This is a genomic window from Porphyrobacter sp. ULC335 (assembly GCF_025917005.1).
Taxonomy (GTDB): Bacteria; Pseudomonadota; Alphaproteobacteria; order Sphingomonadales; family Sphingomonadaceae; genus Erythrobacter.
Window position 1 is genome coordinate 2,426,780 of the sequence record NZ_CP078091.1, and the last position, 21,673, is coordinate 2,448,452.

At 63.3% G+C, this 21,673-nt stretch carries 22 protein-coding genes; 8 read left to right on the top strand and 14 right to left on the bottom strand.

Going from position 1 to position 21,673, the window contains the following annotated elements; genetic code table 11:
• Positions 1–160 precede the first annotated feature (160 nt).
• From hisI to KVF90_RS11585, 3 genes are read left to right on the top strand one after another with little or no spacing between them, the layout of a single operon-like run.
• Positions 161–556 carry a phosphoribosyl-AMP cyclohydrolase gene (hisI, locus tag KVF90_RS11575; RefSeq protein ID WP_264391728.1) on the top strand — a complete coding sequence of 132 codons (396 nt, stop codon included), beginning with the start codon at positions 161–163 and terminating at the stop codon, positions 554–556.
• Between the two features lie 31 nt (positions 557–587).
• On the top strand, positions 588–1,061 hold the full coding sequence (locus KVF90_RS11580) for a MerR family transcriptional regulator (RefSeq protein WP_264391729.1): 474 nt from the start codon (positions 588–590) through the stop codon (positions 1,059–1,061).
• Between the two features lie 54 nt (positions 1,062–1,115).
• Positions 1,116–2,921 (top strand): acyl-CoA dehydrogenase C-terminal domain-containing protein, encoded by a 1,806-nt coding sequence (locus KVF90_RS11585; RefSeq protein WP_264391730.1) that lies wholly within the window; start codon positions 1,116–1,118, stop codon positions 2,919–2,921.
• Positions 2,922–2,991: 70 nt separating this feature from the next.
• Here the strand turns inward: KVF90_RS11585 and KVF90_RS11590 are convergent, their stop codons facing one another.
• The 7 genes from KVF90_RS11590 to tyrS all read right to left on the bottom strand — a co-directional run bounded on the left by KVF90_RS11590 (position 2,992) and on the right by tyrS (position 9,875).
• The gene (locus tag KVF90_RS11590; RefSeq protein WP_264391731.1) at positions 2,992–4,497 is read right to left on the bottom strand and encodes a M20/M25/M40 family metallo-hydrolase; all 1,506 of its coding nucleotides are present in this window, start codon (positions 4,495–4,497) and stop codon (positions 2,992–2,994) included.
• 85 nt (positions 4,498–4,582) lie between these two features.
• On the bottom strand, positions 4,583–5,155 hold the full coding sequence (locus KVF90_RS11595; RefSeq protein ID WP_264391732.1) for a hypothetical protein: 573 nt from the start codon (positions 5,153–5,155) through the stop codon (positions 4,583–4,585).
• A gap of 109 nt (positions 5,156–5,264) precedes the next feature.
• The gene (locus KVF90_RS11600) at positions 5,265–5,966 is read right to left on the bottom strand and encodes a dienelactone hydrolase family protein (RefSeq protein WP_319641022.1); all 702 of its coding nucleotides are present in this window, start codon (positions 5,964–5,966) and stop codon (positions 5,265–5,267) included.
• Positions 5,967–5,968: 2 nt separating this feature from the next.
• The gene (gene cysK / locus KVF90_RS11605; RefSeq protein WP_264391734.1) at positions 5,969–6,889 is read right to left on the bottom strand and encodes a cysteine synthase A; all 921 of its coding nucleotides are present in this window, start codon (positions 6,887–6,889) and stop codon (positions 5,969–5,971) included.
• Entirely contained in the window at positions 6,886–8,151 is a 1,266-nt protein-coding gene (locus KVF90_RS11610) for an MFS transporter (RefSeq protein WP_264391735.1), read from the bottom strand. The genes cysK and KVF90_RS11610 overlap by 4 nt, the downstream gene beginning before the upstream one ends.
• Before the next feature lie 76 nt (positions 8,152–8,227).
• Positions 8,228–8,566 (bottom strand): PilZ domain-containing protein, encoded by a 339-nt coding sequence (locus tag KVF90_RS11615; protein WP_264391736.1) that lies wholly within the window; start codon positions 8,564–8,566, stop codon positions 8,228–8,230.
• A gap of 79 nt (positions 8,567–8,645) precedes the next feature.
• Positions 8,646–9,875 (bottom strand): tyrosine--tRNA ligase, encoded by a 1,230-nt coding sequence (gene tyrS, locus KVF90_RS11620; protein ID WP_264391737.1) that lies wholly within the window; start codon positions 9,873–9,875, stop codon positions 8,646–8,648.
• A 77-nt stretch (positions 9,876–9,952) separates the two neighbouring features.
• Here tyrS and KVF90_RS11625 point away from each other — a divergent pair, with 77 nt between their 5' ends.
• Positions 9,953–10,468, top strand: a complete 516-nt coding sequence (locus KVF90_RS11625; RefSeq protein ID WP_264391738.1) for a hypothetical protein — start codon at positions 9,953–9,955, stop codon at positions 10,466–10,468.
• Here KVF90_RS11625 and KVF90_RS11630 read toward each other — a convergent pair.
• Complete coding sequence (locus KVF90_RS11630) at positions 10,465–10,968, bottom strand: TspO/MBR family protein (protein WP_264391739.1); 504 nt, start codon at positions 10,966–10,968, stop codon at positions 10,465–10,467. The genes KVF90_RS11625 and KVF90_RS11630 overlap by 4 nt on opposite strands.
• Positions 10,969–11,057: 89 nt before the next feature.
• Between KVF90_RS11630 and KVF90_RS11635 the strand changes: the two genes are divergently transcribed.
• The gene (locus tag KVF90_RS11635) at positions 11,058–12,257 is read left to right on the top strand and encodes a DUF1343 domain-containing protein (RefSeq protein ID WP_264391740.1); all 1,200 of its coding nucleotides are present in this window, start codon (positions 11,058–11,060) and stop codon (positions 12,255–12,257) included.
• An 83-nt stretch (positions 12,258–12,340) separates the two neighbouring features.
• Positions 12,341–13,633: a spinster family MFS transporter gene (locus KVF90_RS11640; protein ID WP_264391741.1), complete on the top strand. Its 1,293-nt coding sequence runs from the start codon at positions 12,341–12,343 to the stop codon at positions 13,631–13,633.
• A 52-nt stretch (positions 13,634–13,685) separates the two neighbouring features.
• Here the strand turns inward: KVF90_RS11640 and KVF90_RS11645 are convergent, their stop codons facing one another.
• Genes KVF90_RS11645 through KVF90_RS11655 form a run of 3 tightly spaced genes read right to left on the bottom strand, consistent with a single transcriptional unit; the run spans position 13,686 to position 16,005 of the window.
• Entirely contained in the window at positions 13,686–14,408 is a 723-nt protein-coding gene (locus tag KVF90_RS11645) for a hypothetical protein (RefSeq protein WP_264391742.1), read from the bottom strand.
• Positions 14,408–14,764, bottom strand: a complete 357-nt coding sequence (locus KVF90_RS11650) for a hypothetical protein (RefSeq protein WP_264391743.1) — start codon at positions 14,762–14,764, stop codon at positions 14,408–14,410. The genes KVF90_RS11645 and KVF90_RS11650 overlap by 1 nt, the downstream gene beginning before the upstream one ends.
• A 56-nt stretch (positions 14,765–14,820) precedes the next feature.
• Positions 14,821–16,005, bottom strand: a complete 1,185-nt coding sequence (locus KVF90_RS11655) for a vWA domain-containing protein (protein ID WP_264391744.1) — start codon at positions 16,003–16,005, stop codon at positions 14,821–14,823.
• Positions 16,006–16,136: 131 nt separating this feature from the next.
• Here KVF90_RS11655 and KVF90_RS11660 point away from each other — a divergent pair, with 131 nt between their 5' ends.
• Complete coding sequence (locus tag KVF90_RS11660; RefSeq protein ID WP_264391745.1) at positions 16,137–17,537, top strand: methyl-accepting chemotaxis protein; 1,401 nt, start codon at positions 16,137–16,139, stop codon at positions 17,535–17,537.
• Positions 17,538–17,640: 103 nt separating this feature from the next.
• Here the strand turns inward: KVF90_RS11660 and KVF90_RS11665 are convergent, their stop codons facing one another.
• The 3 genes from KVF90_RS11665 to KVF90_RS11675 all read right to left on the bottom strand — a co-directional run bounded on the left by KVF90_RS11665 (position 17,641) and on the right by KVF90_RS11675 (position 20,364).
• Positions 17,641–18,114 (bottom strand): GFA family protein, encoded by a 474-nt coding sequence (locus tag KVF90_RS11665; RefSeq protein ID WP_264391746.1) that lies wholly within the window; start codon positions 18,112–18,114, stop codon positions 17,641–17,643.
• A gap of 12 nt (positions 18,115–18,126) precedes the next feature.
• Entirely contained in the window at positions 18,127–18,984 is an 858-nt protein-coding gene (locus KVF90_RS11670; protein WP_264391747.1) for an AAA family ATPase, read from the bottom strand.
• An 81-nt stretch (positions 18,985–19,065) separates the two neighbouring features.
• Positions 19,066–20,364, bottom strand: coding sequence for a serine hydrolase (locus KVF90_RS11675; protein ID WP_264391748.1), 1,299 nt, complete (start codon positions 20,362–20,364; stop codon positions 19,066–19,068).
• A 120-nt stretch (positions 20,365–20,484) separates the two neighbouring features.
• On the opposite strand from KVF90_RS11675, the gene KVF90_RS11680 reads away from it, so the two are divergent.
• On the top strand, positions 20,485–21,672 hold the full coding sequence (locus KVF90_RS11680; RefSeq protein ID WP_264391749.1) for a glycosyltransferase family 87 protein: 1,188 nt from the start codon (positions 20,485–20,487) through the stop codon (positions 21,670–21,672).
• Position 21,673: the final 1 nt, after the last annotated feature.

Genomic DNA, 21,673 nt, shown 5'->3' on the forward strand with positions numbered 1-21,673 from the left:
TTCCAGCGCTCTTCTTCCACCGTGCGGCATCGCGCGGAAGATGAAACAGCAAGCGTGCGCATTTTTTGCAGGCCCCTGTTGTCTGCTTGCAACAATCGTCGCATGAGCGACCCGCTTGCGCCACATTTGGCGCGGGCCTCTCTCTCCGGAGTTGCACGTTGTGACTGATGCATCACTTACCACCGAAGAACGCGAAGGCGGTGCGGTCTTTGCCCCGAAATTCGATGCCGCCGGGTTGTTGACGGCGGTCGTGGTTGATCATGCGAGTGGCGAAGTGCTGGTGGTCGCGCACATGAATGCCGAGGCGCTGGAGGCCACGCTTACCACCGGGAAGGTCCATTTCTGGTCGCGGTCGCGTGGTAAGCTCTGGATGAAGGGCGAGACGTCTGGCCATGTGCTTCAGGTGGAATTGATGCTGGTGGATTGCGATCAGGACGCTTTGGTTATCCGTGCGGTGCCGGCCGGGCCGACCTGCCATACCGGCGCGCGCAGCTGCTTTTATCGCGCGATTGTTGCGGGGGAGGGCGGGCCTGTACTGGCTCGTACCGACGCTTGACGCTCACGTAAACGTAAGGTAGATAGCGGTCATGGCAACCGCTCCTGCAACCAACGCCGCTTATGATGCACCCAAGGATTCGGGGAGCGAATCGCGCCGCAATGGCGCGCATCTCGACCGTCCCGATGTGCATGAGCGCGAGCATTTCGCGATCTCCGATCTCACGTCGGAATTCGGCTGCACCGCCCGCGCACTGCGGTTTTATGAGGATGAAGGGCTGATCAATCCGGCCCGCGTCGGCCTCACTCGCGTCTATTCCAAGCGCGACCGTGCGCGTCTTGCGTGGATCATGCGCGCGAAGAACGTCGGCTTCAGCCTCACCGAAATTCGCGAGATGATCGATCTCTATGATCTTGACGACGGACGCGTCGAACAGCGCCGCGTCACGATCGAGAAGTGCCGCGCGCATGTCGCCAAGCTCAAGGCGCAGCGCGATGATATCGATTCGTCGATCAAGGAACTCACCGAATTCGTGGCTGAAATCGAGAAGCTCGATTTGCGTTGAGCCGATGAGGCCACACCATTCGCTAACCTGACTGCTCACTAAAGGGATCATGTGATGCCGACATATACCGCGCCAACCCGCGACACGCGTTTCATCGTCAACGAGGTTCTCGACTTGGCGAGCTATGGCAATCTGCCTGGCTTCGAAAATGCTACGCCCGATATGATTGACACGGTCATCAACGAGGCAGGCAAGTTCTGCGCCGAGGTGCTCGCGCCGGTCAATCAGGCAGGCGACGAACACGGCTGCACTCGCCACGAAGACGGCTCGGTCACAACGCCCCCGGGTTTCAAGGATGCCTATAATGCCTATGTTGAAAGCGGTTGGGGTACACTCGCGCAGCCTGAAGAGTTCGGCGGACAGGGCCTGCCCCATGTTCTCGGCTTCGTGCTTGAGGAATATTCAGGTACGGCAAACCAGGCATTCGCCATGTATCCCGGCCTCACCGCGGGCGCGATCTCGGCGATCCTTGCCAAGGGTTCTGACGAGCAGAAGGCGGCCTACGTCCCCAAGATGATCTCGGGCGAATGGTCGGGCACGATGAACCTGACCGAGCCGCATTGCGGCACCGATCTGGGTATGATCCGCACAAAGGCTGTACCGAACGGCGACGGTTCCTATGCCATCACCGGTACCAAGATTTTCATCTCGGCCGGCGAACATGACCTTACCAGCAACATCATCCACCTCGTGCTGGCCAAGACCCCGGGCGCGCCGGATAGCGTCAAAGGCATCTCGCTGTTCATAGTGCCGAAGTTCATTCTCGACGAGAATGGCGAACCGGCAGCGCGCAATGGCGTGACCTGCGGATCGATCGAAAAGAAGATGGGCATTCACGGCAACGCTACCTGCCTGCTCAACTATGACGGCGCGACCGGCTACATGGTGGGCGAGGAGAACAAGGGCCTCGCCGCGATGTTCATCATGATGAACGCTGCGCGCCTCGGCGTCGGCATTCAGGGCTATGCCCAGGCGGAAGTCGCCTACCAGAACGCGGTGAACTACGCGCTTGATCGCCGTCAGGGCCGTGCGCTGACCGGCCCCGCCGATCCGGCGGCGAAGGCCGACCCGATCTTCGTCCACCCTGATGTGCGACGGATGCTGATGGACGCCAAGGTCTTCACTGAATCGATGCGGGCGCTGTGCCTGTGGGGTGCGTTGCAGGTCGATCTGACCCACAAGGCGCAAACCCCCGAGGAGCGCGAGCAGGCCGATCTGCTGATCGGGCTGATGACCCCGGTCATCAAGGGCTACGGCACCGACAAGGGCTACGACATCGCCAACAACATGCAGCAGGTCTTTGGTGGCCACGGCTATGTGCGCGAGTGGGGCATGGAGCAGTTCGTGCGCGATAGCCGCATCGCCATGATCTACGAAGGTGCCAACGGCGTGCAGGCGATGGACCTGTGCGGGCGCAAGCTCGCCGCCGGCGGTGGAAAGGCGATCCAGGCATTCTTCGCGATGATCGACGAGGAAATCGCCGCCGCCAAGCAGGTACCTGAACTGGCTTCGGTTGCAGAGCGGCTCGAAAAGGCGCTGGGCGAGCAGAAGGCGGCAACCATGTGGTTCATGCAGAACGCGATGGCCAACCCAAACCACCTCGGCGCGGGCGCGCATCATTACATGCACATCATGGGCATCGTGACGCTCGGCTTCTTCTGGCTGAAGATGGCCAAGGTCGCTCTGGCCAAGCTGGCAGGCGAGCCGGAGGACAAGGCCTTTTACGAGGCGAAGCTCGTCTCGGCCAATTACTACGCCGAACGCTTCCTGCCCGATGCAGGTGCACTGCGCCGCAAGCTGGAAGCGGGCAGCGAATACATGATGAAGCTCCCGGCCGAGGCATTCGCCACCGCCGCTTGAGTTTGGGCTGAATAGCTAAAGAAAAGGGCCGTCCTGCGATCTGCGGGGCGGCCCTTTCGCTTTTGGCGCCTTACTTTGAGGCCTCTTCGGCAATCACGTAGAGGTAGTCGATATAGCCCATCGTGACTTCATCAAGGCCGGATACCTTCGGATCGCTGCTTTCGATCAGGAACCATTCGTTGGGAGCATGTGCGCCACCCCCGCGGCCCAAGCCGAATTGCGAAGCTGGGAGGCTGAGCGGCGGCCCGTTGAAGATCACCCCTGGCCAGCTCCCGGCGTTGCGGGGACGGATGGTGTAGGGGATGCCCTTTTCGTCGAAGAGCCGCTTCTGCGCGCGGATCAGCACGCTGTCCTCGGCGGTTTCGTTGGGCCCATAGCCGCCCGAGACCGTCACCCGCACGTCATCAAAGCCGCGCTTGGCGAGGTGTGCCTGCAATTTGCTGACCGCCTCGGACTTGGTCATATTGGGGACAAGCCGGAATTCCAGTTTTGCCTCGGCGCGGCCGGGCAGGACCGTCTTGCCGCCTTCTCCCGTATAGCCCGAAACAAGGCCCTGAATGTTGACGGTAGGCTGCGAGAAGAACCGCTCTAGGCTGGTGGTATAGTCCTCGTCATCAATCCAGCGACCGACGCCGAGAAGTGCTTTCTCCTGCGCTTCCAGTTCCGGCTTCGCGCTCTGTGCGATCAGCTCTCTCTGCCGCGCGGTCAGTGGCTGGACGTTCTCGAACCAGCCGTCGATTGCGGGGGTGTGCCCGTCATCGGCAACCAGCGTATCGAGCGCCTTGACGAGCCGCCATGCCGGGCTCTCGATCCGCGCATAGTTGGAGGAGTGGATATCGGTCTTGGGATATTTGTCCGAGGTCTCTCCGCCCACCACGAGCTGGAATTCGACCGCGCCCTTGGCTCCCAGCGTGATGCCGGCACTGCCGTCGCGGTTCTGGTTGGCGGATGGGATGAACACGCCGACCGCCTTGGCGAGCGCGGCCTGCACCTCGGGTACGGCTACGACCTGATCGAAGTGGGTCGAGGCAACCTCTTCCTCGCCCTCTGCTACCAGCACCAGATTGACGGGGAGTGGGTGGCCACTGGCCTGGATTGCCTTGATCGCCGCGAGGAAGGCCATCTGCGGCCCCTTCTGGTTGACCACGCCGCGACCGACGATGCTCAAGCCTTCACCGGGGCGTTCGACCAGCTTGGCATCGAGTGGGGGTGAATTCCATTCTGCGGGATCGAACTGCTTCACGTCATACATGAAGTAGATGCCGACCGTGATCTTGGCTCCCGCATCGAGCGTCGCGAACACCGCAGGGACGCCATCGGTGGGGATGATCTTGGCCTGCTGGAAGCCCGCATCCAACGCGAGCTTTCGCATATATTCAGCGCCCTCGGGCGTGCCGCGCTTCTCGGCCGCAATGGTGGGGAGGGCGACCCAATCCTGAAGGGCTTTCACGGTTTCATCGTGCTGGGCGTCAACCACAGTGACGAGCCGATCGCGCGCGGGTGTCTCCGCCGCTGCATGCCCCGCCACCAGCGCAAGCGCCGCCACCATACCAAATCCGCTCAACTGTCGCATCATCCGCTCTCTCCCCCGGAATGTCAGGGTAGAGGTAACACCTGCCAGTGCTTTCGCAACGGCTTTGGCAGGGACGGGAGCTTGAGCTCTATTCGAAGCGGCCCATCATCCGCTGCGAGCTGGCCTTGACCTTGATGCTTTTCGGCGGCGCAGCGGGTCGCTCCCAGAGGCTTGCCGACCGGGCAGCGGCCGGACGCGGGCGCGTTGGCACCGTTGCGGAGGCGGGTGCGGGGGTAGGGGCGGGTGTCTCCATAACCGGTTCAGGATCGGGCTCCAGTTCCGGTTCGGGTTCGGGCGCTGCTGGTTCGGGTTCAGGCGCCGCCACTTCGGGTTCCGGCTCAGGCTCGGGCTCGGGAACAGGTTGGGGAGCAGGTGCGACCGGCTTGGCAGGCGCGACTTCGGCAGCAGCTTGTGCCGGTGCCTGTGCAACAGGAGCGGGAGGCGGAACTGGAGCGGGCGCGGGCGCGGCGGGTTCATCTCCCTCTGCCGCGCCGGCGAGGATCTTCGCCGCCACTTCCTCGATCGTCCCGACAACCAGCAGTGGCTGCCCGCCAACGATGCCAACATTGGTCTGGCCGTTCTCGCCCGTGCGGAGCCAGGCGACGTTCTCGGCCACGACGAGATAATTTCCGCCGCGCGATTCGAGCTTGATGAACTTCATGGGCGCCGTTTCCCGATCAGCTACGCAATTGCGTGAATATCGAAACTCGGGAATAACACGGAGCGGGTTAAGGAATCGGTTTACGCCATTAGCGGAAAAGCAGTTTCGCTCAGAGCGGCGGAGGCGCGACTTCGTCGATCAGGCCCAGTAATGCCGCCCAAGACTGGCGGTCGGCAGTGGCGTGGTAGGCGGGATTGGCGCTGCCGTCGGGGTTAAGGAGGTTGGTGAAGCCATGATCCACGCCCGCAAATGACATGAATTGCCAGTCTGCCCCGACCCGGTCCATCTCCTCCCAGAAGGCCAGAACCTCAGTGCGCGGCACGAGCCAGTCCACATCGCCATGGCACACAAGGATACGGGGAGCGATGGGTGCGGTCGCCGGCAAGGGCGTTGCGAGCAAGCCATGGAAGCTGGCGACCAGCGCTAGGTCCGCGCCGTCGCGCGCAAGTTCCAGCACCGACATCCCGCCGAGACAGAACCCGATCGCAATCATCGGCAAGCCGGGGGCTATATCGGCCAGCTTTGTCAGTGTTGCCCGCAATCGCTTGCGCATTGCCACGGGATCGGCGCGCAGACTGAGCATCGCAGCAAGCGCAGTATCGGCATCATGAGGGGAGTCCGGCCCATAGAAGTCGCCGACGAAGGCCACGCAGCCCGCCTCTGCGAGCGCAAGCGACTTCGCTTCGACTGCGGGCGTGGTGTTCATGTAAGTCGGGAACACCGCCACCGCGGCCCGCGCTTCGCCTGATGGCCGCGCTAGCCAACCGGTCAGCGGCGTCGCCCCGTCGGCATATTCAATACGCTCGATCACGCTCACTCCACCGGCAGGAAGTCAGGCACCGAGAGATAGCGCTCACCGGTGTCGTAGTTGAAGCCGAGCACGCGCGAGCCAGCGGGCAGCTCAGGAAGCTTTGAGGCGATGGCGGCAAGCGTAGCGCCCGAGGAAATACCAACCAGCATCCCTTCTTCGCGGGCCGCGCGGCGGGCCATTTCCTTGGCTTCCTCAGCATCAACCTTGATCGCGCCGTCGATGACGTTGGTGTGGAGGTTCCCGGGGATGAAGCCTGCGCCGATACCCTGAATCGGGTGTGGACCGGGCTGACCGCCATTGATCACGGGCGAGAGCGCGGGCTCTACGCCATAGGCCTTCAATGCCGGCCAATGCTTCTTCAGTTCCTCGGCGCATCCGGTCAGGTGACCGCCAGTACCCACGCCGGTTATCATCACATCAATCGGCGAATCGGCAAAGTCGGCAAGGATTTCATGCGCAGTGGTGCGCGCGTGGATCGCGGGGTTGGCAGCGTTATCGAATTGGCTCGGCATCCACGCTCCGGCGGTTTGAGCGACCAGTTCCATAGCGCGCTCGATCGCGCCCTTCATGCCGCGTTCCCGGGGCGTGAGGTCGAAGCTCGCACCATAGGCCAGCATCAACCGGCGGCGCTCGATCGACATCGATTCGGGCATCACCAGCACCAGCTTGTAGCCCTTGACCGCAGCGACCATCGCCAGCCCGATCCCGGTGTTGCCGCTGGTCGGCTCGACAATGGTGCCGCCGGGCTTGAGTGCACCGCTCGCTTCTGCGTCCTCGACCATGGCGAGCGCGATGCGGTCCTTGATCGACCCGCCGGGATTGGCGCGTTCGGACTTCACCCAGACATCGTGATCGGGAAACAGCCGGGCGAGGCGGATATGCGGGGTGCCGCCGATGGTGGCGAGGATGTTGTCAGCCTTCATGTCGATACCTCTTTCTTGAGCTCTTGCGGCTCGAAGCTGCGGGCGCGGCGCAGTTCGGGGAAGTACCACGCCCAGATCAATGTCACGAATATCGCACCCGCACCGCCGAATACAACCGCTCCGACCGCTCCGAGGAGCGCTGCGGCAAGACCCGACTGCATCTCGCCCAATTCGTTGGAGGCAGAAATGGCAAGCCCGGAGATCGACGACACTCGGCCGCGCTTGTCGTCTGGCGTGAACAACTGGACCAGCGAACTGCGAATGAAGACCGAAACCATATCGACAGCGCCCATCGCCGCGAGGATTGCCAGCGACACGATGAAGCTGCGCGAAAAGGCAAAGGCAATCGTCAGCGCTCCAAAGCCCGCGACGGCCCAGAGCATCTTGACCCCGACCTCGCGTTGGAGCGGGCGGAACGACAGCCACAGCGCGACGCTTGCCGCGCCCAGCGCCGGAGCTGCACGCATCAGGCCCAGACCCTCCGGCCCCACAAACAGGATGTCGCGCGCAAATACCGGTAGCAGCGCAGTCGCTCCGGCCAGAAGCACGGCAAACAGATCGAGCGTGATGCACCCCAGCAGGAACCGCTCGCGCCAGACATAAGCCAACCCCTCGCCAATCTGCTTAACCGGCTTCAATGGCGGCCCCTCATGCTTGGCACGGATCGGGCGAACGGTCAGGATGAGAAGCATCGCCGCCCCGAGCAGAACCGCCGAAAGCGCGTGGGGCAGCCATTCGGCCTGCGCGAAGATCAGTCCGCCCACTGCGGGACCCGCCACGCTCGCGGTTTGCCAGGCGATCGAGGAGAGCGCGATGGCGCGCGGCAGCAGTGCAGGGGGCACAATGTTGGGAGCAATCGCGCTCATCGACGGCCCAACAAACACCCGCGCCGCGCCATGCGCTGCGGCGAGCGCGAACAGGATCGGCAAGGTTAGCGCATCAGTCCATGTCGTGATCGCCAGAACCACTGCCACGCACCCGTCGATACCATTGGCAAAGGCCGCGACATGGCGCCGGTCGAACCGGTCGGCGGCAAGGCCGGCAACCGGCGTAAGCAGGAATAGCGGGACGAATTGCGCAAGGCCCAGCAAGCCAAGCTGGAACGAAGCTTCGGCCACGCTCATCCCGTAATCGTCGCGCGCGATCGCGTAGAGCTGGTAGCCGAGCAGCACCACCATCGACATCGTGGCGAACACGCCCATGAAGCGGGCTAGCCAGTAACGCCGGTAATCACCGATCTGGAGCGGGGAGGTGGGTTCCATCGTGCCAGCGCCATGGCAGGCGTTTGCGATGCTGCCAAGCTGGCGAAACTTGCCGCCCTGTCAGCCAGGCTATTCCTTAGCGGGAACGGCGCAGGCGCGGGTTGGGCTGAAGCTGGTCGATAATTGCAACGAAATCGTCGAGCCGGATGATCCGTTCGAACTGGAAGCCGGCGCGGGTATCGCGCGTCCATATGACATAGGCTTCGATGCGGCCCACCACGGGCAAGCGGATGATGATGCGGTCACCGCGTTGCAGTTGGCCCGCATTGTCGACCATGAAGCCATGGGCGGACAGGTTGCAGATGTGCAGGTGCAGGTCGCCGTGCACGAAGTGCTCGACGATTGCGGGAAAATCGACCGGATGCCGCGCCGCTCGGCGCAGATCGGTCACACTGAGGTTAGCTCCACCCGACACGCGCTGCGATCCTTCCGTCCGCTTGGGCCAAGTGGACGAGATGCCGCAGAAAGGCTGACAATTGGTAAAGGCCGCGCCCTTAGCGTTGAACCAGTGCGTGCCGCTTCTTGCCGAGGCTGAGGCGCAGGGCCTGCCCTTCGACGGGAAGCACGAGGTGAGCAGGGTCGGTAACGGTCTCGCCTTCGAGCTTCACGGCACCCTCCGCCAGCTTCCGTTTGGCCTCGCCATTCGAGGTGGTCAGCCCGATCTCCGTCAGCAGCGCGGCCATGCGCATACCTTCCGCGCCAACCGAGAGCGTGGGCAAATCTTCGCCTGCGCCGGACCCGGCAAAGGTTTCGCGGGCGGTGGCTTCGGCGCGGGTCGCTGCGTCTTCTCCGCGGACAAGCGCTGTGACTGCGTTGGCGAGGACCACCTTGGCGGCATTTACCTCTGCACCTTCAAGCGCTTCCAAGCGGCGAATCTCATCAAGTGGCAGGTCGGTGAACAGGCGCAGGAACTTGCCGACATCGCGGTCATCGACGTTCCGCCAGTATTGCCAGAAATCGTAGGCGGGAAGCTGGTCCTCATTGAGCCAAACCGCGCCCGCAGCGGTCTTGCCCATCTTGGCGCCATCGGCCGTCGTCAGCAGCGGGGTGGTGAGGCCGAACAGGTCGGTCCCGTCCATGCGCCGGCCAAGTTCGATCCCGTTGATGATATTGCCCCACTGATCGGAGCCGCCCATCTGCAGCCGCACGTCAAGTTCACGCGACAAGTGCCTGAAATCGTAACCCTGCAAGATCATGTAGTTGAATTCGAGGAAGGTCATCGGCTGTTCGCGCTCAAGCCGCAGCTTCACCGAATCAAAGGTCAGCATCCGGTTGACTGTGAAATGCGTGCCCACCTGCTGGAGCATCTCGATGTAGCCCAACTGGCCCAGCCAATCGTGGTTGTTGACCATCACGGCATCGGTAGGGCCGTCGCCGAATTTCAACAGCTTGTCGAAGACAGTGAAGATCGACCGGATGTTCGATTCGATGGTTTCGTCGGTGAGCATCTTGCGGCTCTCGTCACGTCCCGTCGGATCGCCGATCCGTGTCGTGCCGCCGCCCATCACGACGATCGGCTTGTGCCCCGTTTGTTGCAGGCGCCGCAGCATCATGATCTGCACCAGGCTGCCGATATGCAGCGAAGGCGCAGTTGCATCGAATCCGATATAGCCCGGCACAACCTGCTTGGCGGCCAAGGCATCAAGCCCGGCTGCATCGGTCAGCTGGTGGATGTAGCCACGCTCGTCGAGCAGGCGGAGAAGGGCGGATTCGTAGGTGCTCATGGGCAGCGCCCCTACCAGCGCCTTGGCTTTACGGGAAGTGGCTTGCCCGAGGCAGGGCGAGGGGGCAGACAGATGCGATGCACCCGTTGATGCTCCATGTCGCCTGCGACCTCGGCCCGATCCGCGCCGTGACCGCGTCTGTCACCGCCACGCCTAATGGCTGCGAGGCCGAATTCCGGCTCGAAGGGATGGTTCCGGCGACTATCGTGCCGCCCCCCGCCAAGGCTGAGCGGATGGACAACCTGTGGCAGACCACCTGCTTCGAGATTTTCTGGCAGCCGCTCGGCGGAACAGCCTATCGCGAGTTCAATCTTTCGCCTTCAGGGCGCTGGGCCGCCTATGATTTCGATTCGTTCCGCGAAGGCATGCGCGACGCTCCAGTCAGCGCCATCGCCATCGCCTGTTCGCATGACGACGCCGGGCTTGTTCTCAAGGCCAGCATCGCCGCCGATCTGCCCACTCCCGCGCAAGTGGCACTCAACGCGATCGTCGAGCATGCCAACGGAGCCAAGCAATATTGGGCGCTCGCCTTCCCGCCGGGGAAGCCGGAATTCCATTCCGAAGCCAACCGCCAACTGATCCTGGAGCGCTAGCTTGCAGCAGCCTCGCGACCAAACGGACGGTTCAACTGCACAATTTTGAGGTTCAGCACGAAGGCAAAGCTGACCCAGATGAAGTAGGGTACATTGAGCCAGCCTGCGAAGCTGTCACCAATGATGCGTGGCAGAACGACCATCAGGGCGACCACCGAAAGCCACAGGAACACATTCTCTGCCAGCGCCCAGTCTGGCCGCTTCAGTTTGAAGAACAGCGGCGACCACAGGAAGTGGAACACGAAATTGGCAATGAAAAGCAGCCACACGGCGGCACGCGCTTCGGGTGAAGGGGCCTGAGTCAAGCCGATGTAGAAGCTCCACCCCGCCAGCCCGAGGATGATTGTCCAGGCTGGGCCGAACAACCAATCAGGCGGCTGCCACGGCGGCTTGCGCAGATCACTATACCATTGGCCGATGTCGGTAAGCACGCCACCCGCACCGCCGAGGATGATCGCCCACCCTGCGGCGATGGCTACTGGTGTCCAATCAATTTCCATGGCCCCTTAACAACACGACAGGGCGCAATGTTCCCAAACACCCGCAAAGCGATTGCCTTTGCTGCCGCACTGATCCAACGCTTGGTCCTATGAAGACAGGTATCGACCGGCTGCTTGCCGACCCCGAACTCCTCCGACAGCTCAAGGGCCGCCGCGTCGCTTTGGTAGCGCATCCCGCGAGCGTGACGGCAGATCTTACGCACAGCCTTGATGCACTGATTGCGGCGGGGGTGCAGATCAACAGCGCCTTTGGTCCGCAGCATGGGCTGAAGGGCGACAAGCAGGACAACATGGTCGAGACCGCGGACGAGATGGATCCGCGCTACGGCATCCCGATCTTCTCGCTCTATGGCGAGGTGCGTCGACCGACAGGACAGATGATGTCCAGCGCGGATGTGTTCCTGTTTGATCTCCAGGATCTGGGCTGCCGGATCTACACCTTCGTCACCACCTTGCTGTATTTGCTGGAGGAAGCGGCCAAGGCGGGGAAGGAAGTCTGGGTGCTCGATCGGCCCAATCCGGCCGGCCGCCCGGTTGAGGGCACGCTGCTGATCCCCGGCCAGGAGAGCTTTGTCGGTGCCGCCCCGATGCCGATGCGCCACGGCCTCACCATGGGAGAAATGGGCCACTGGTTCATCGAACACTTCAGCCTCGACGTCGTTTACAAGGTGGTGTCGATGGAGGGCTGGCGTCCCGACGATACTGACGGCTTTGGGTGGCCGACGTCACGCCTGTGGATCAACCCCTCGCCCAATGCCGCCAACGTCAACATGGCGCGCTGCTACGCTGGCACCGTGATGCTGGAAGGCACAACGCTGTCCGAAGGGCGCGGCACTACCCGCCCGCTCGAGGTTCTGTTCGGCGCGCCGGATGTGGACGCGGGCGGGGTGCTCAAGGTGATGAACAAGCTCGCGCCCGAGTGGCTGGCGGGCTGCGCGATCCGCGAATGCTGGTTCGAACCGACTTTCCACAAACACTCAGGAAAGTTGTGCAATGCATTGATGATGCACGCGGAAGGTGCGTTCTACGATCACCATGCATTCAAGCCGTGGCGCCTTCAGGCACTGGCGTTCAAGGCAATCCGGTTGCTCTCTCCCGATTACCCGCTGTGGCGGGACTTCCCTTACGAATACGAACTGACCCGGCTCGCAATTGACGTCATCAACGGCGGCCCAGCCCTGCGCGAGTGGGTCGACGACCCATCCGCCCGGCCCGACGATCTTGACGCCATGACGTCACATGATGAAGCCGCCTGGGTTGCCGAAGTTCGACCGCATCTGCTTTACTGAATGACGCCACTCCGGCACGGGATCTCCCGGCCGCGGATCACCAGGATGACGGAGCAACCGTCACCGATGGGAGAGAACAGAACATGGCAACCGCGGCAGCGAGCGGTACGGGTACGCAATCCGTGAGGCTGACCCTGTGGGTGCTGCTTACGGTTTACATCTTCAATTTCATCGACCGGCAGATCGTCAACATCCTCGCCGAGCCGATTGCCCGCGATCTCGACCTCAACGACACCCAGATCGGGTTGATGACCGGGTTGGCGTTTGCGCTGTTCTACACCGTGCTGGGCATCCCCATCGCGCGCTTTGCGGATCGCGGGACAACAAGCCGCCCGCGGCTCATCGCCGTGGCGCTGGGGCTGTGGTCGGCCATGACCGCCCTGTGCGGCGTGGCGCAGAACTTCGCGCAACTGCTGCTTGCGCGGATCGGCGTGGGCGTGGGCGAGGCAGGCTGCACACCCCCGGCACACTCGCTGATCAGCGACATGGTGCCCCCTGAAAAGCGCAGTTCGGCGCTCGCGTTCTACTCGCTCGGCATACCGGTGGGCACCTTGCTCGGCATGGTGATTGGCGGAACGCTGGCTGACCGGCTGGGCTGGCGCGAGGCGTTCGTGGTGGTCGGTCTTCCAGGGGTCGCGCTGGCATTGGTGGTGTGGTTCGTCCTCAAGGACCCGCGCCGCAGTGACGCCGCGACGATCTTGCGCAATGCCAGCCAACCCGCCGCGCTGCCGCTGCGTCAAGCAGTGGCTGAAGTCATGCGATCGCGCGCCTTTGTGCTGCTGCTGTTCGCTGGCTCCGCGGCGTCATTCCTCGCTTACGGCAAGACCACTTGGACGACGATCTTCTTCCAGCGCACTCACGATCTGACGCCCGGGCAGGTGGGGCTGTGGTTCGGTCTGCTGGCAGGGGTGGGGGGAATGCTGGGCACATGGCTCGGCGGCTATCTGGCTGACCGTTTCGGTGCCAAGAACCGCCGCCACGTGCTGAGCGCGCCTGCGATCGGCATGGCGCTGGCAGTGCCGCTGGCGATCCTTGCGTATCATGCGCCAAGCTGGCCTATGGCACTCGCGCTGCTCTTCGTCCCGACCGTGTTCAATTCGTTCTACTACGGCCCGACCTATTCCGCGGCACAGGGCCTGGTGCCGGTGCGGGCGAGGGCGATTGCTGCGGCGACGCTCTTGTTCTTCCAGAACCTGATCGGGCTGGGTCTGGGGCCGCTGTTCTTCGGGATGCTGTCCGACTGGCTGCAGCCGGTCTACGGCGCGGATTCGGTCCGCTACGTGCTCTACGGCGCGGCGGTGCTGGGGCTGGTGCCGGCGTTCTTCTTCTGGCGGTGCAGCCTGCATTTGGATGCGGAACTGGACCGCAAGGGGTGAGGCTGGACGCTGGCGGCGAGGTCTACTTGCTCTCAGCCGGATCGTCGCTTGGCTACGGCATCCAGCGCGCCTCACCGGGCAGCGGCGTCCGCAGGCTCACAGCCCACTTCCTGCCGCCAATCTCGACCGCTCCGCGCGGCTTGCGGGTTTCGAGAAACGCCATCAGCGCCTCCTTGTCGCTGATCGGGACGAACAGGCTGTAGCTGTCACCGCGTTGCACCGTGGCCGGGTGATCGAGGCCCGGCCATGTCTCCGGCCAGATGATCGAAGCCTCGGGCGCGTATTCGTAAGGCCAGATCATCACTTCGATTGCCTCCGGTTCCCACACCTTGGCATCAGGGCTCTGGTACTCGCTCAGCAGGGTGATCATGGTAAGAAGCTTGTCGCCGCGATCGCCGCGTTTGCGATGGCGTGACGTCGCGCCATAGGCCATCACCGCCTGCTTGGTACGGAAATCAATGATGATCGACGAAGGCTGATCCGTGACGTTGGTATAGTCTGTGTGTTCCTTGATCCCCGCCAGACGGACCTTGGCGGCCAGCGCGGCGCTGTCGGCGGGTGCCAGGGTCACGGACTGATAGCCTGCATCGGTCCGATAGATCACCGTCCCGTCTTGGTAGAGCACGAAGCGCGTAGAGTCCGAGCCGATCACCATCGTCCAGGGGTCAGTCTCGATATAGACAATCACAGGCTCGGCATTGGCTGAGGGCGGATTTGCGAGGGCGGGTGCCGCCAGCACCACTGCCACTAGCGCAGCGACCAGCCTGCCAAGCATTATCGCCGCTCGCTCAGCGGCATAACCAGCATTGGCCCATCGGACGGTGCCGGGAGCGGACGGATGTCGGCGGGATTGCCGGCGGTGACCATGACCGAGCATCCGGCCTCTCTGCGGTCGACGGCATAGATGTGGTAGGGTTTGTCAGGCGAGGCCGGTTCGCGGTCCAGCAGCGGCGGCATGCCCGCCTTCTCCCGCGCCTGCGTGATGACGTCACGACATTGCCTGTCGGATGGCGTGACGGACTGTGCTGCGGGCGTGGCTGCTTGCGCCTGAGAGTCGGGATCCGAAGGCGGCGGAGCCTCGGCAGCGGTGACAAGCGCGAGTGCGGCGAGCGGCAAGGTGATCGGTTGCATGGCGTTCTCCTCGGGCCGAGGAATACCACGATTCCAAGCGGTTCAGAAGACCCTGATCAAGCCCCGTGCTTCCGGCTCAACTCCCGCATGGCGTCATCCAGCCCGTCGAGCGTCAGCGGGTACATCCGGTCGTTGACGATCTGCTTGATCATCTTGGTCGACTGGGAATAGCCCCACTGCTTTTCCGGCACAGGATTAAGCCACACTGTCGCGGGGTAGGTGTCAGCCACGCGCTTCAACCACACCGCGCCCGCTTCCTCGTTCATGTGCTCGACCGAGCCGCCGGGATGGGTGACCTCGTAAGGGCTCATCGCGGCATCGCCGACGAACACGATCTTATAATCGTGGCCGTATTTGTGGAGCACATCCCAGGTTTTGGTGCGCTCCTGCCAGCGGCGCTTGTTGTCTTTCCACACGCCTTCGTAAAGGCAGTTGTGGAAGTAGAAGAACTCCATGTTCTTGAATTCGCTGGTGGCCGCGCTGAACAGCTCCTCGACCAGCTTGATAAAGGGGTCCATCGATCCGCCGACGTCGAGGAACAGCAGCAGCTTGACGGCATTGCGGCGCTCGGCGCGCATGTGGATGTCCAGCCAGCCTTGCTTGGCCGTCCCCTTGATCGTGGCGTCAATGTCGAGCTGATCCTGCGCGCCTTCGCGGGCGAAGCGGCGCAGACGGCGCAGCGCCATCTTGATGTTGCGGGTGCCGAGTTCCTTGGTGTTGTCGAGGTTCTTGAACTCGCGCTTTTCCCAGACCTTGATCGCCTTGCCGTGCCGCGCCTCGCCGCCGATGCGCACGCCTTCGGGGTTATAGCCCGAATTGCCGAAGGGCGAGGTGCCGCCGGTGCCGACCCACTTGTTGCCGCCCTGGTGGCGCTTTTCCTGCTCTTCGAGCCGTTTTTTGAGCGTCTCCATGATCTCGTCCCAGTCACCCAGCGACTTGATCTTCTCCATCTCCTCGGGCGTCAGGAACTTCTCGGCGACGGCCTTCAGCCAGTCTTCGGGAATGTCGACGGGGTTCTGGCCGTAATCGGTCATGATCCCTTTGAAGACCTTGTGGAATACCTGGTCGAACCGGTCGAGCAGGCCTTCATCCTTCACGAAGGTGGCGCGGGAGAGGTAGTAGAACGCCTCGGGCGTCTGGTCGATCACGTCCCGGTCCAGCGCCTCAAGCAGCGTGAGGTGCTCCTTGAAACTGGCGCCGATCCCGGCCGCGCGAAGCTCGTCGATGAAATTGAAGAACATGGGCGGTTGCTTAACCCGCTGGTGGGGGCCTGACCAGCCTCATTCTTGGCAGGTGAGGCCCGTCCGCTTAACCCTTCACTTACCATCCTGCGGCTAGATGTTCCTCACACAAAACAAGGGCCGCCGCCGCAATGCAACAGATCGCCATCGACACCGCCAACGCCCAAGCCTTGGCGATGATCCCCGAAAGCTGCGGCGCGGTGACGGTGGGGTGCACCGATGTGGCCGGGGTGGTCGAGGCGGTGATCGCTTCGTCCAAGTCCCTGCGTTCCGAGCACGAGGCGCTGGCCGAGACGGTCCGCGCCCTGGAAGCTGACCAGAACAAGGTCGCCGAAGCGAGCGACGAAGCGCGCCTGCTGTCCGAACGCGCGATCGAGCGCCTGTCGGAAGGCACTGCGCTGATCCAGTCCTCGCTGGGCCAGATCGCCTCGCTGATCGAGCTGGTCGACACCCTCGGCCAGCACGTCACCAGCTTCTCGGCCGCGATGGAGCAGGTGCGCCGTTCTGCACAGGATATTGATAATATTGCCGAAACGACCAACATCCTTGCACTCAACGCCACGATCGAGGCGATGCGGGCAGGGGACGCTGGCCGCACTTTCGCGGTGGTCGCCGCCGAGGTGAAAAGCCTGGCCAGCGACACCCGCAAGGCGACCGAGGAAATCGCCGCCACTATCGACGCTCTCGGCGGAGAAGCTGAGGAGATGATTGGGCGGATCGAAGCCGGGTCGAAATCCAGCGGCGATGCCCGCGCTTCGGTGGCCCGGATCGAGAGCACCATCACCAATGTCGGCGCTCTGGTGGAGGAGGTCGACAAGCAGAATGACGTCATCGCCCGTTCGACCGGCACCATTTCCGGCCACGTCGATAAAGTCCAACGCGTCCTGACCGGATACGACGCCGCGTCGCGCAAGAACGAAGATCGCCTACACGGTGCCCATCGCAAGATGGAAGAGCTTGAAATCACGGCTTCCGAGATGTTCGACCGCATCGTCCACGCCGGGCTCAGCCCCGAGGACAGCGCGATGGTCTCTCAGGCGCAGGCGATGATGAAGGAGCTTGCCGCGCATACCGAGGCTGCACTGGCGAGTGGCAAGATCAGCACATCGGCGCTGTTCGATACCGACTACCTTCCCGTCCCCGGCACCAATCCGCAGCTCTATCGCACCCGCCTGACCGACTGGGCCCATGCCGAGTGGCGTCCCTTCCTCGACCGAGCAAAAGCCAGCGATTCCCGTGTCTTGGCGGCCGCCTGCACCGACATGAACGGGTTCCTGCCGACCCACCTGACCGAGCGTTCGCGCAACCCCACGGGCGATCTCAACCACGACACCCAATTCTGCCGCAATGGCCGGATCATGCTGGAGGCGATCGACCGCAAGGCCAAGATTTCCAGCGCGCCCTACATGATGGCGGTCTATCGCCAGGAGGGCGATGGGGATTCCTACGTGGTGGTCAGGAACGTCTATGTCCCGCTGATCTTCGGCGGCCGCCGCTGGGGCGATTTTGAACTGGCTTACAGCTTCGACTGAACCGCCGCTTGCGCAATGTTTCACGCGAAACATTGCGCAGCCTCCGCCCTTAAGGGGGGTCTAAGAGGGGTCTAGAGGGGGTCTAAGCCGGCTCTAACCGCATTCAAACCTGCGGTGGAGCGGCGCGAGCGTGGGGGTGCCTCGGCGGCATTTCCGCAGAACCCGGCCCGCCCTCAAGCACGGTCATGCCAGCGGGAAAAGGCGCCCAGCTAGGCGCGCTTGCACCCCAGATGATCGTCGTTGGTGGGCAGATTTCGGGATCGTCGAGCGTGCCTGCGCGCACCCGCATCGGCTGCTTTGGGCCGACGACGGTGCGACTGAACATCTGCGCGCCGCAGACCTTGCAGAACCCCCGCTCCACGGTGTTGCCGCTGTCGGCGACAAGGCGCAGGAGCGTCATCTCGCCTTGATAAGTGACGGCTTCCTCGTCGAACAGGACGTTGACCGTCGCCATGCCGCTGGCGATCCGCTGGCAATCGCGGCACCAGCAAAAGCGAGCGCCCTGCGGCTCAGCGGCTATCGTGAAGCGCACTGCGCCGCACAGACAGCCGCCGGTATGGGCGCCTTGCCGGATCACCGCGCGCCGGTTTCAGCTCGGGTTGCGCCGCGCCATGAACGCGAGCCGCTCGAACAGCATGATGTCCTGCTCGTTCTTCAGCAACGCGCCGTGCAGCGGCGGGATCGCGCTGGCCGGATTGCTGCTCTGCAACACTTCCAGCGGCATGTCCTCGTTGAGCAGCAGCTTCAGCCAGTCGAGCAACTCGCTGGTCGAAGGCTTCTTCTTGAGGCCCGGCACTTCGCGCAGGTCGTAGAAGATATCCATTGCCTTCTTCACCAGCACCTTCTGGATGCCGGGGAAGTGGACGTCGATGATCTCCTGCATCGTCTCGCGGTCGGGGAACTTGATGTAGTGGAAGAAGCAGCGGCGCAGGAAGGCGTCGGGCAGCTCCTTTTCATTGTTCGAGGTGATGACGACGATCGGGCGCTCCTTGGCCTCGATCCGCTCCTGCGTTTCGTAAACGTCGAAGCTCATGCGGTCGAGTTCCTGAAGCAAGTCGTTCGGGAACTCGATATCGGCCTTGTCGATCTCGTCGATCAGCAGCACGGGCAGTTGCGGGGCGGTGAAGGCCTCCCACAGCTTGCCCTTCTTGATGTAGTTGCGGATGTCGTGGACGCGCTCTTCGCCCAGCTGGCCATCGCGCAGACGCGCCACGGCGTCATATTCATACAGGCCCTGATGCGCCTTGGTGGTGGACTTGATGTTCCACTCGATCAGCGGGGCGTTCAGCGCCTTGGAGATTTCATGCGCCAGCACGGTCTTGCCGGTGCCGGGCTCGCCTTTGACCAGCAGCGGGCGGCGCAGCGTCACGGCAGCATTGACGGCGACCTTCAGGTCTTCGGTCGCGATATAGGACTTGGTGCCTTCAAAACGCTGCTGATCGGTCATGGGTTTTCCTGTGAGACTGAATTTCGACGCGCAGCGATAAGGCGCAGGCGGCGCGGGTGCAAGAGGGTGGGGCCTCTCGGTTTAGCGAGGGAGGAGCAGGATACGCTGGGCGATGGAGAGGAACTTGCCGTCATCCACCACGGCGGCCGCATTGTTCCACCCGGCCGTCAACACCCAGTCGCGCCCGGCCTGATCCGTGAGCAGCCATGTAAGGTTGATCACGCCCGGCTCGCTGCCGCCTTTGTAGCCGATATAGCGCCAGTTGGCCTTGATCGCCGGCGTTGCCGAGGGACTGATCGCCATGATTGCGAAGGCCTTTGGGTCGGCGGTGCGGCGCATATGGGCGAACAGGCCGGCAAGATCGGCGGGCGAGGCAAACCATTCGACATCGATCGCCTTGGGGCCTTGGGTGAAGGCGGCGTTGACCTCATCAAGCGAAGGCGGCGCATCGGCGTTCAAGACGTCAAGCGCATCCTGCGCGGCAAGCGGTCCACTGCGCCAGCGATCAAGAACCCCGGCGTCGCTGGCCTTCAGGGTGAAGAATTCGCGGGTGGTGAGGAAAGGGGTGTTGGCGGCAGGGTTGCTGTGCCCGCTTTCGCGCATCAGGTTCATGATACGGGCCTTGCCCAGCACCACGATCAGCTGGTCAGTCGCGGTGTTGTCGCTGATCGAGATCATCAGGCTGGCGAGGGTGTGGAGCGAAACCGGCGAACCCTCGGGCCAGTCCTGCAACTGCCCGCTGGGATAGCTCTTTTCGGTTAGCAGCACGACGTCAGACCACTTGCGCCGGCCCGCCTTCACATCCTCGGCCAGCGCCGCCAGCACATACAGCTTGAAGGCCGATCCCAGCGCAAGGGGCTGGTCGGCGTTGAGAGCAATCACCGGCGTTCCGCCCAGCGGGCCGAACCATGCATTGACCATGCCGGGTAGCGCGGCAAGATCAGCCGAGATCGCCTGCGGCGTATCGCCCGCCACGGCAAGCGCATCGATAGAGGTGAAGCGCAATTCGTTGATGCGGTTATCATTTGCGGGATCAATCGCGATGCCGCCCTTGGCCAACCCGCGCTCGAAACGGATTTCAAGCGCCGCTCGCGTCCCGTCGCGCGGGGCAAGCAGGGACACCTCGACCGCCGCGCCGAACTGTGCGGTGAAGTTCGCGCTCAACGCCTTGATCTGCGCGTCGGCGACAGCGGCGCGGAAGCCTTGCGTGAACAGATCGGCGGGTTCGGCCTTGCCATTGAGCAGCGCCACGACCTGATCGGCGCGGATTTCCAGCTGGGTCTGTTCAACGGCGGCGGTCGGCGCGGTCTGCGCAGCCAGCCCGGCGGCGGGCAGGGCCAGCACCCCAAGAGCGAGCGAGGCAAGGATCTGGCGCTTCATCATTCTCTCCCGGAACACTGTTTGATTATCAATGCCAAGCGCAAGGTGCCACGAAGTTTCCCCACATGCCAGCGCGCCGCAATGATGGACATGCGCGCGGCCAATCGGCAGGGACAGGACATGGGTTGGGATGTTCTTCGCAAGGCAGAATGGCTTGGGGAAAGCCGCGCGCGTGGTTACCTGGTGCTGCTCGCACTGGCGCAGGCTGGCATGCTGGTTTTCCTGCTGGCGACGGCCAGGAACGGGATCGACCGCAACGGATTTCTGATCGGCACGGATTTCATAAGCTTCTGGACATCGGGCCGGATGCTGATGGCTGGAGCGAACGTCTATGACGTCTCCGCCCATATTGCCTCCCAGCGCGAACTTTACACGCTGCCGGGCGAATACACCGCGTTCTTTTACCCGCCGAGCTTCCTGCCCTTCGTCTGGCCACTGGGCTTCATGGGCTATTTCCCGGCGCTGGCGATGTGGCTGCTGGTCACAGGGGCGGCTTGGCTGGCGGCAATGCGGGCGTGGTTCGCCGCGCTCGGGCTGAAGGGGCCGGCGCTGGTGCTGCTCTGCGCCTTTCCGCCGCTGATGATCACCCTGACGCATGGGCAGACGTCATTTCTGGTGGCGGCATTGCTTGGCGGCGGCTTGCTGTTGGTGCCGAACCGGCCCTGGCTAGCGGGCGTGCTGATCGGGCTGGCGACGATCAAGCCGCAGTTCGGCCTGCTGGTGCCGGTGGCTTTGCTGGCAAGCGGACAGTGGCGGACGATTGCGGGCGCCGGTGCATCGGCGCTCGCCCTTGCTGCGCTCGCCGCACTCGCCTTCGGGCCGCAGGTGTGGGGCGATTGGCTCGCCATCACCCAGACCGCTGGAGACGCGACCGACAGCGGCTCGATCGGCTTTGCCAAGATGGTGAGCCTGTTTGCGGGCCTGCGTCTGGTCGGGGTGCCGAGCGGGCTGGCGATGGCCGCGCAGCTTGGCCTCACGCTGGCGGTGGCGGCAGTGGTTGCGATGGCCTGCTGGCGGCGGAGCTTCACTCCGGGGCACGCCGCGCTGGTGCTGGCCGGCGCGCCGCTGGCGACGCCTTTCGTGCTCGATTACGACATGCTGCTGACCGCGTTCCCGCTTGCCTACCTGTTCGCGCAGACGCGGGAGCGGGGCTTTGCCGATTGGGAACGCATCACTATCGCCGCGGTCTTCGCAGCGGGAGTCTTCGCACGCCCGCTTGCGATCAGCACCAGCGTGCCGATTATGCCGCTGTTGCTGATTGCGCTGTTTGTGGCTGTCTGGCGGCGGGTGCGGGCTGAGGCTGCTTAAT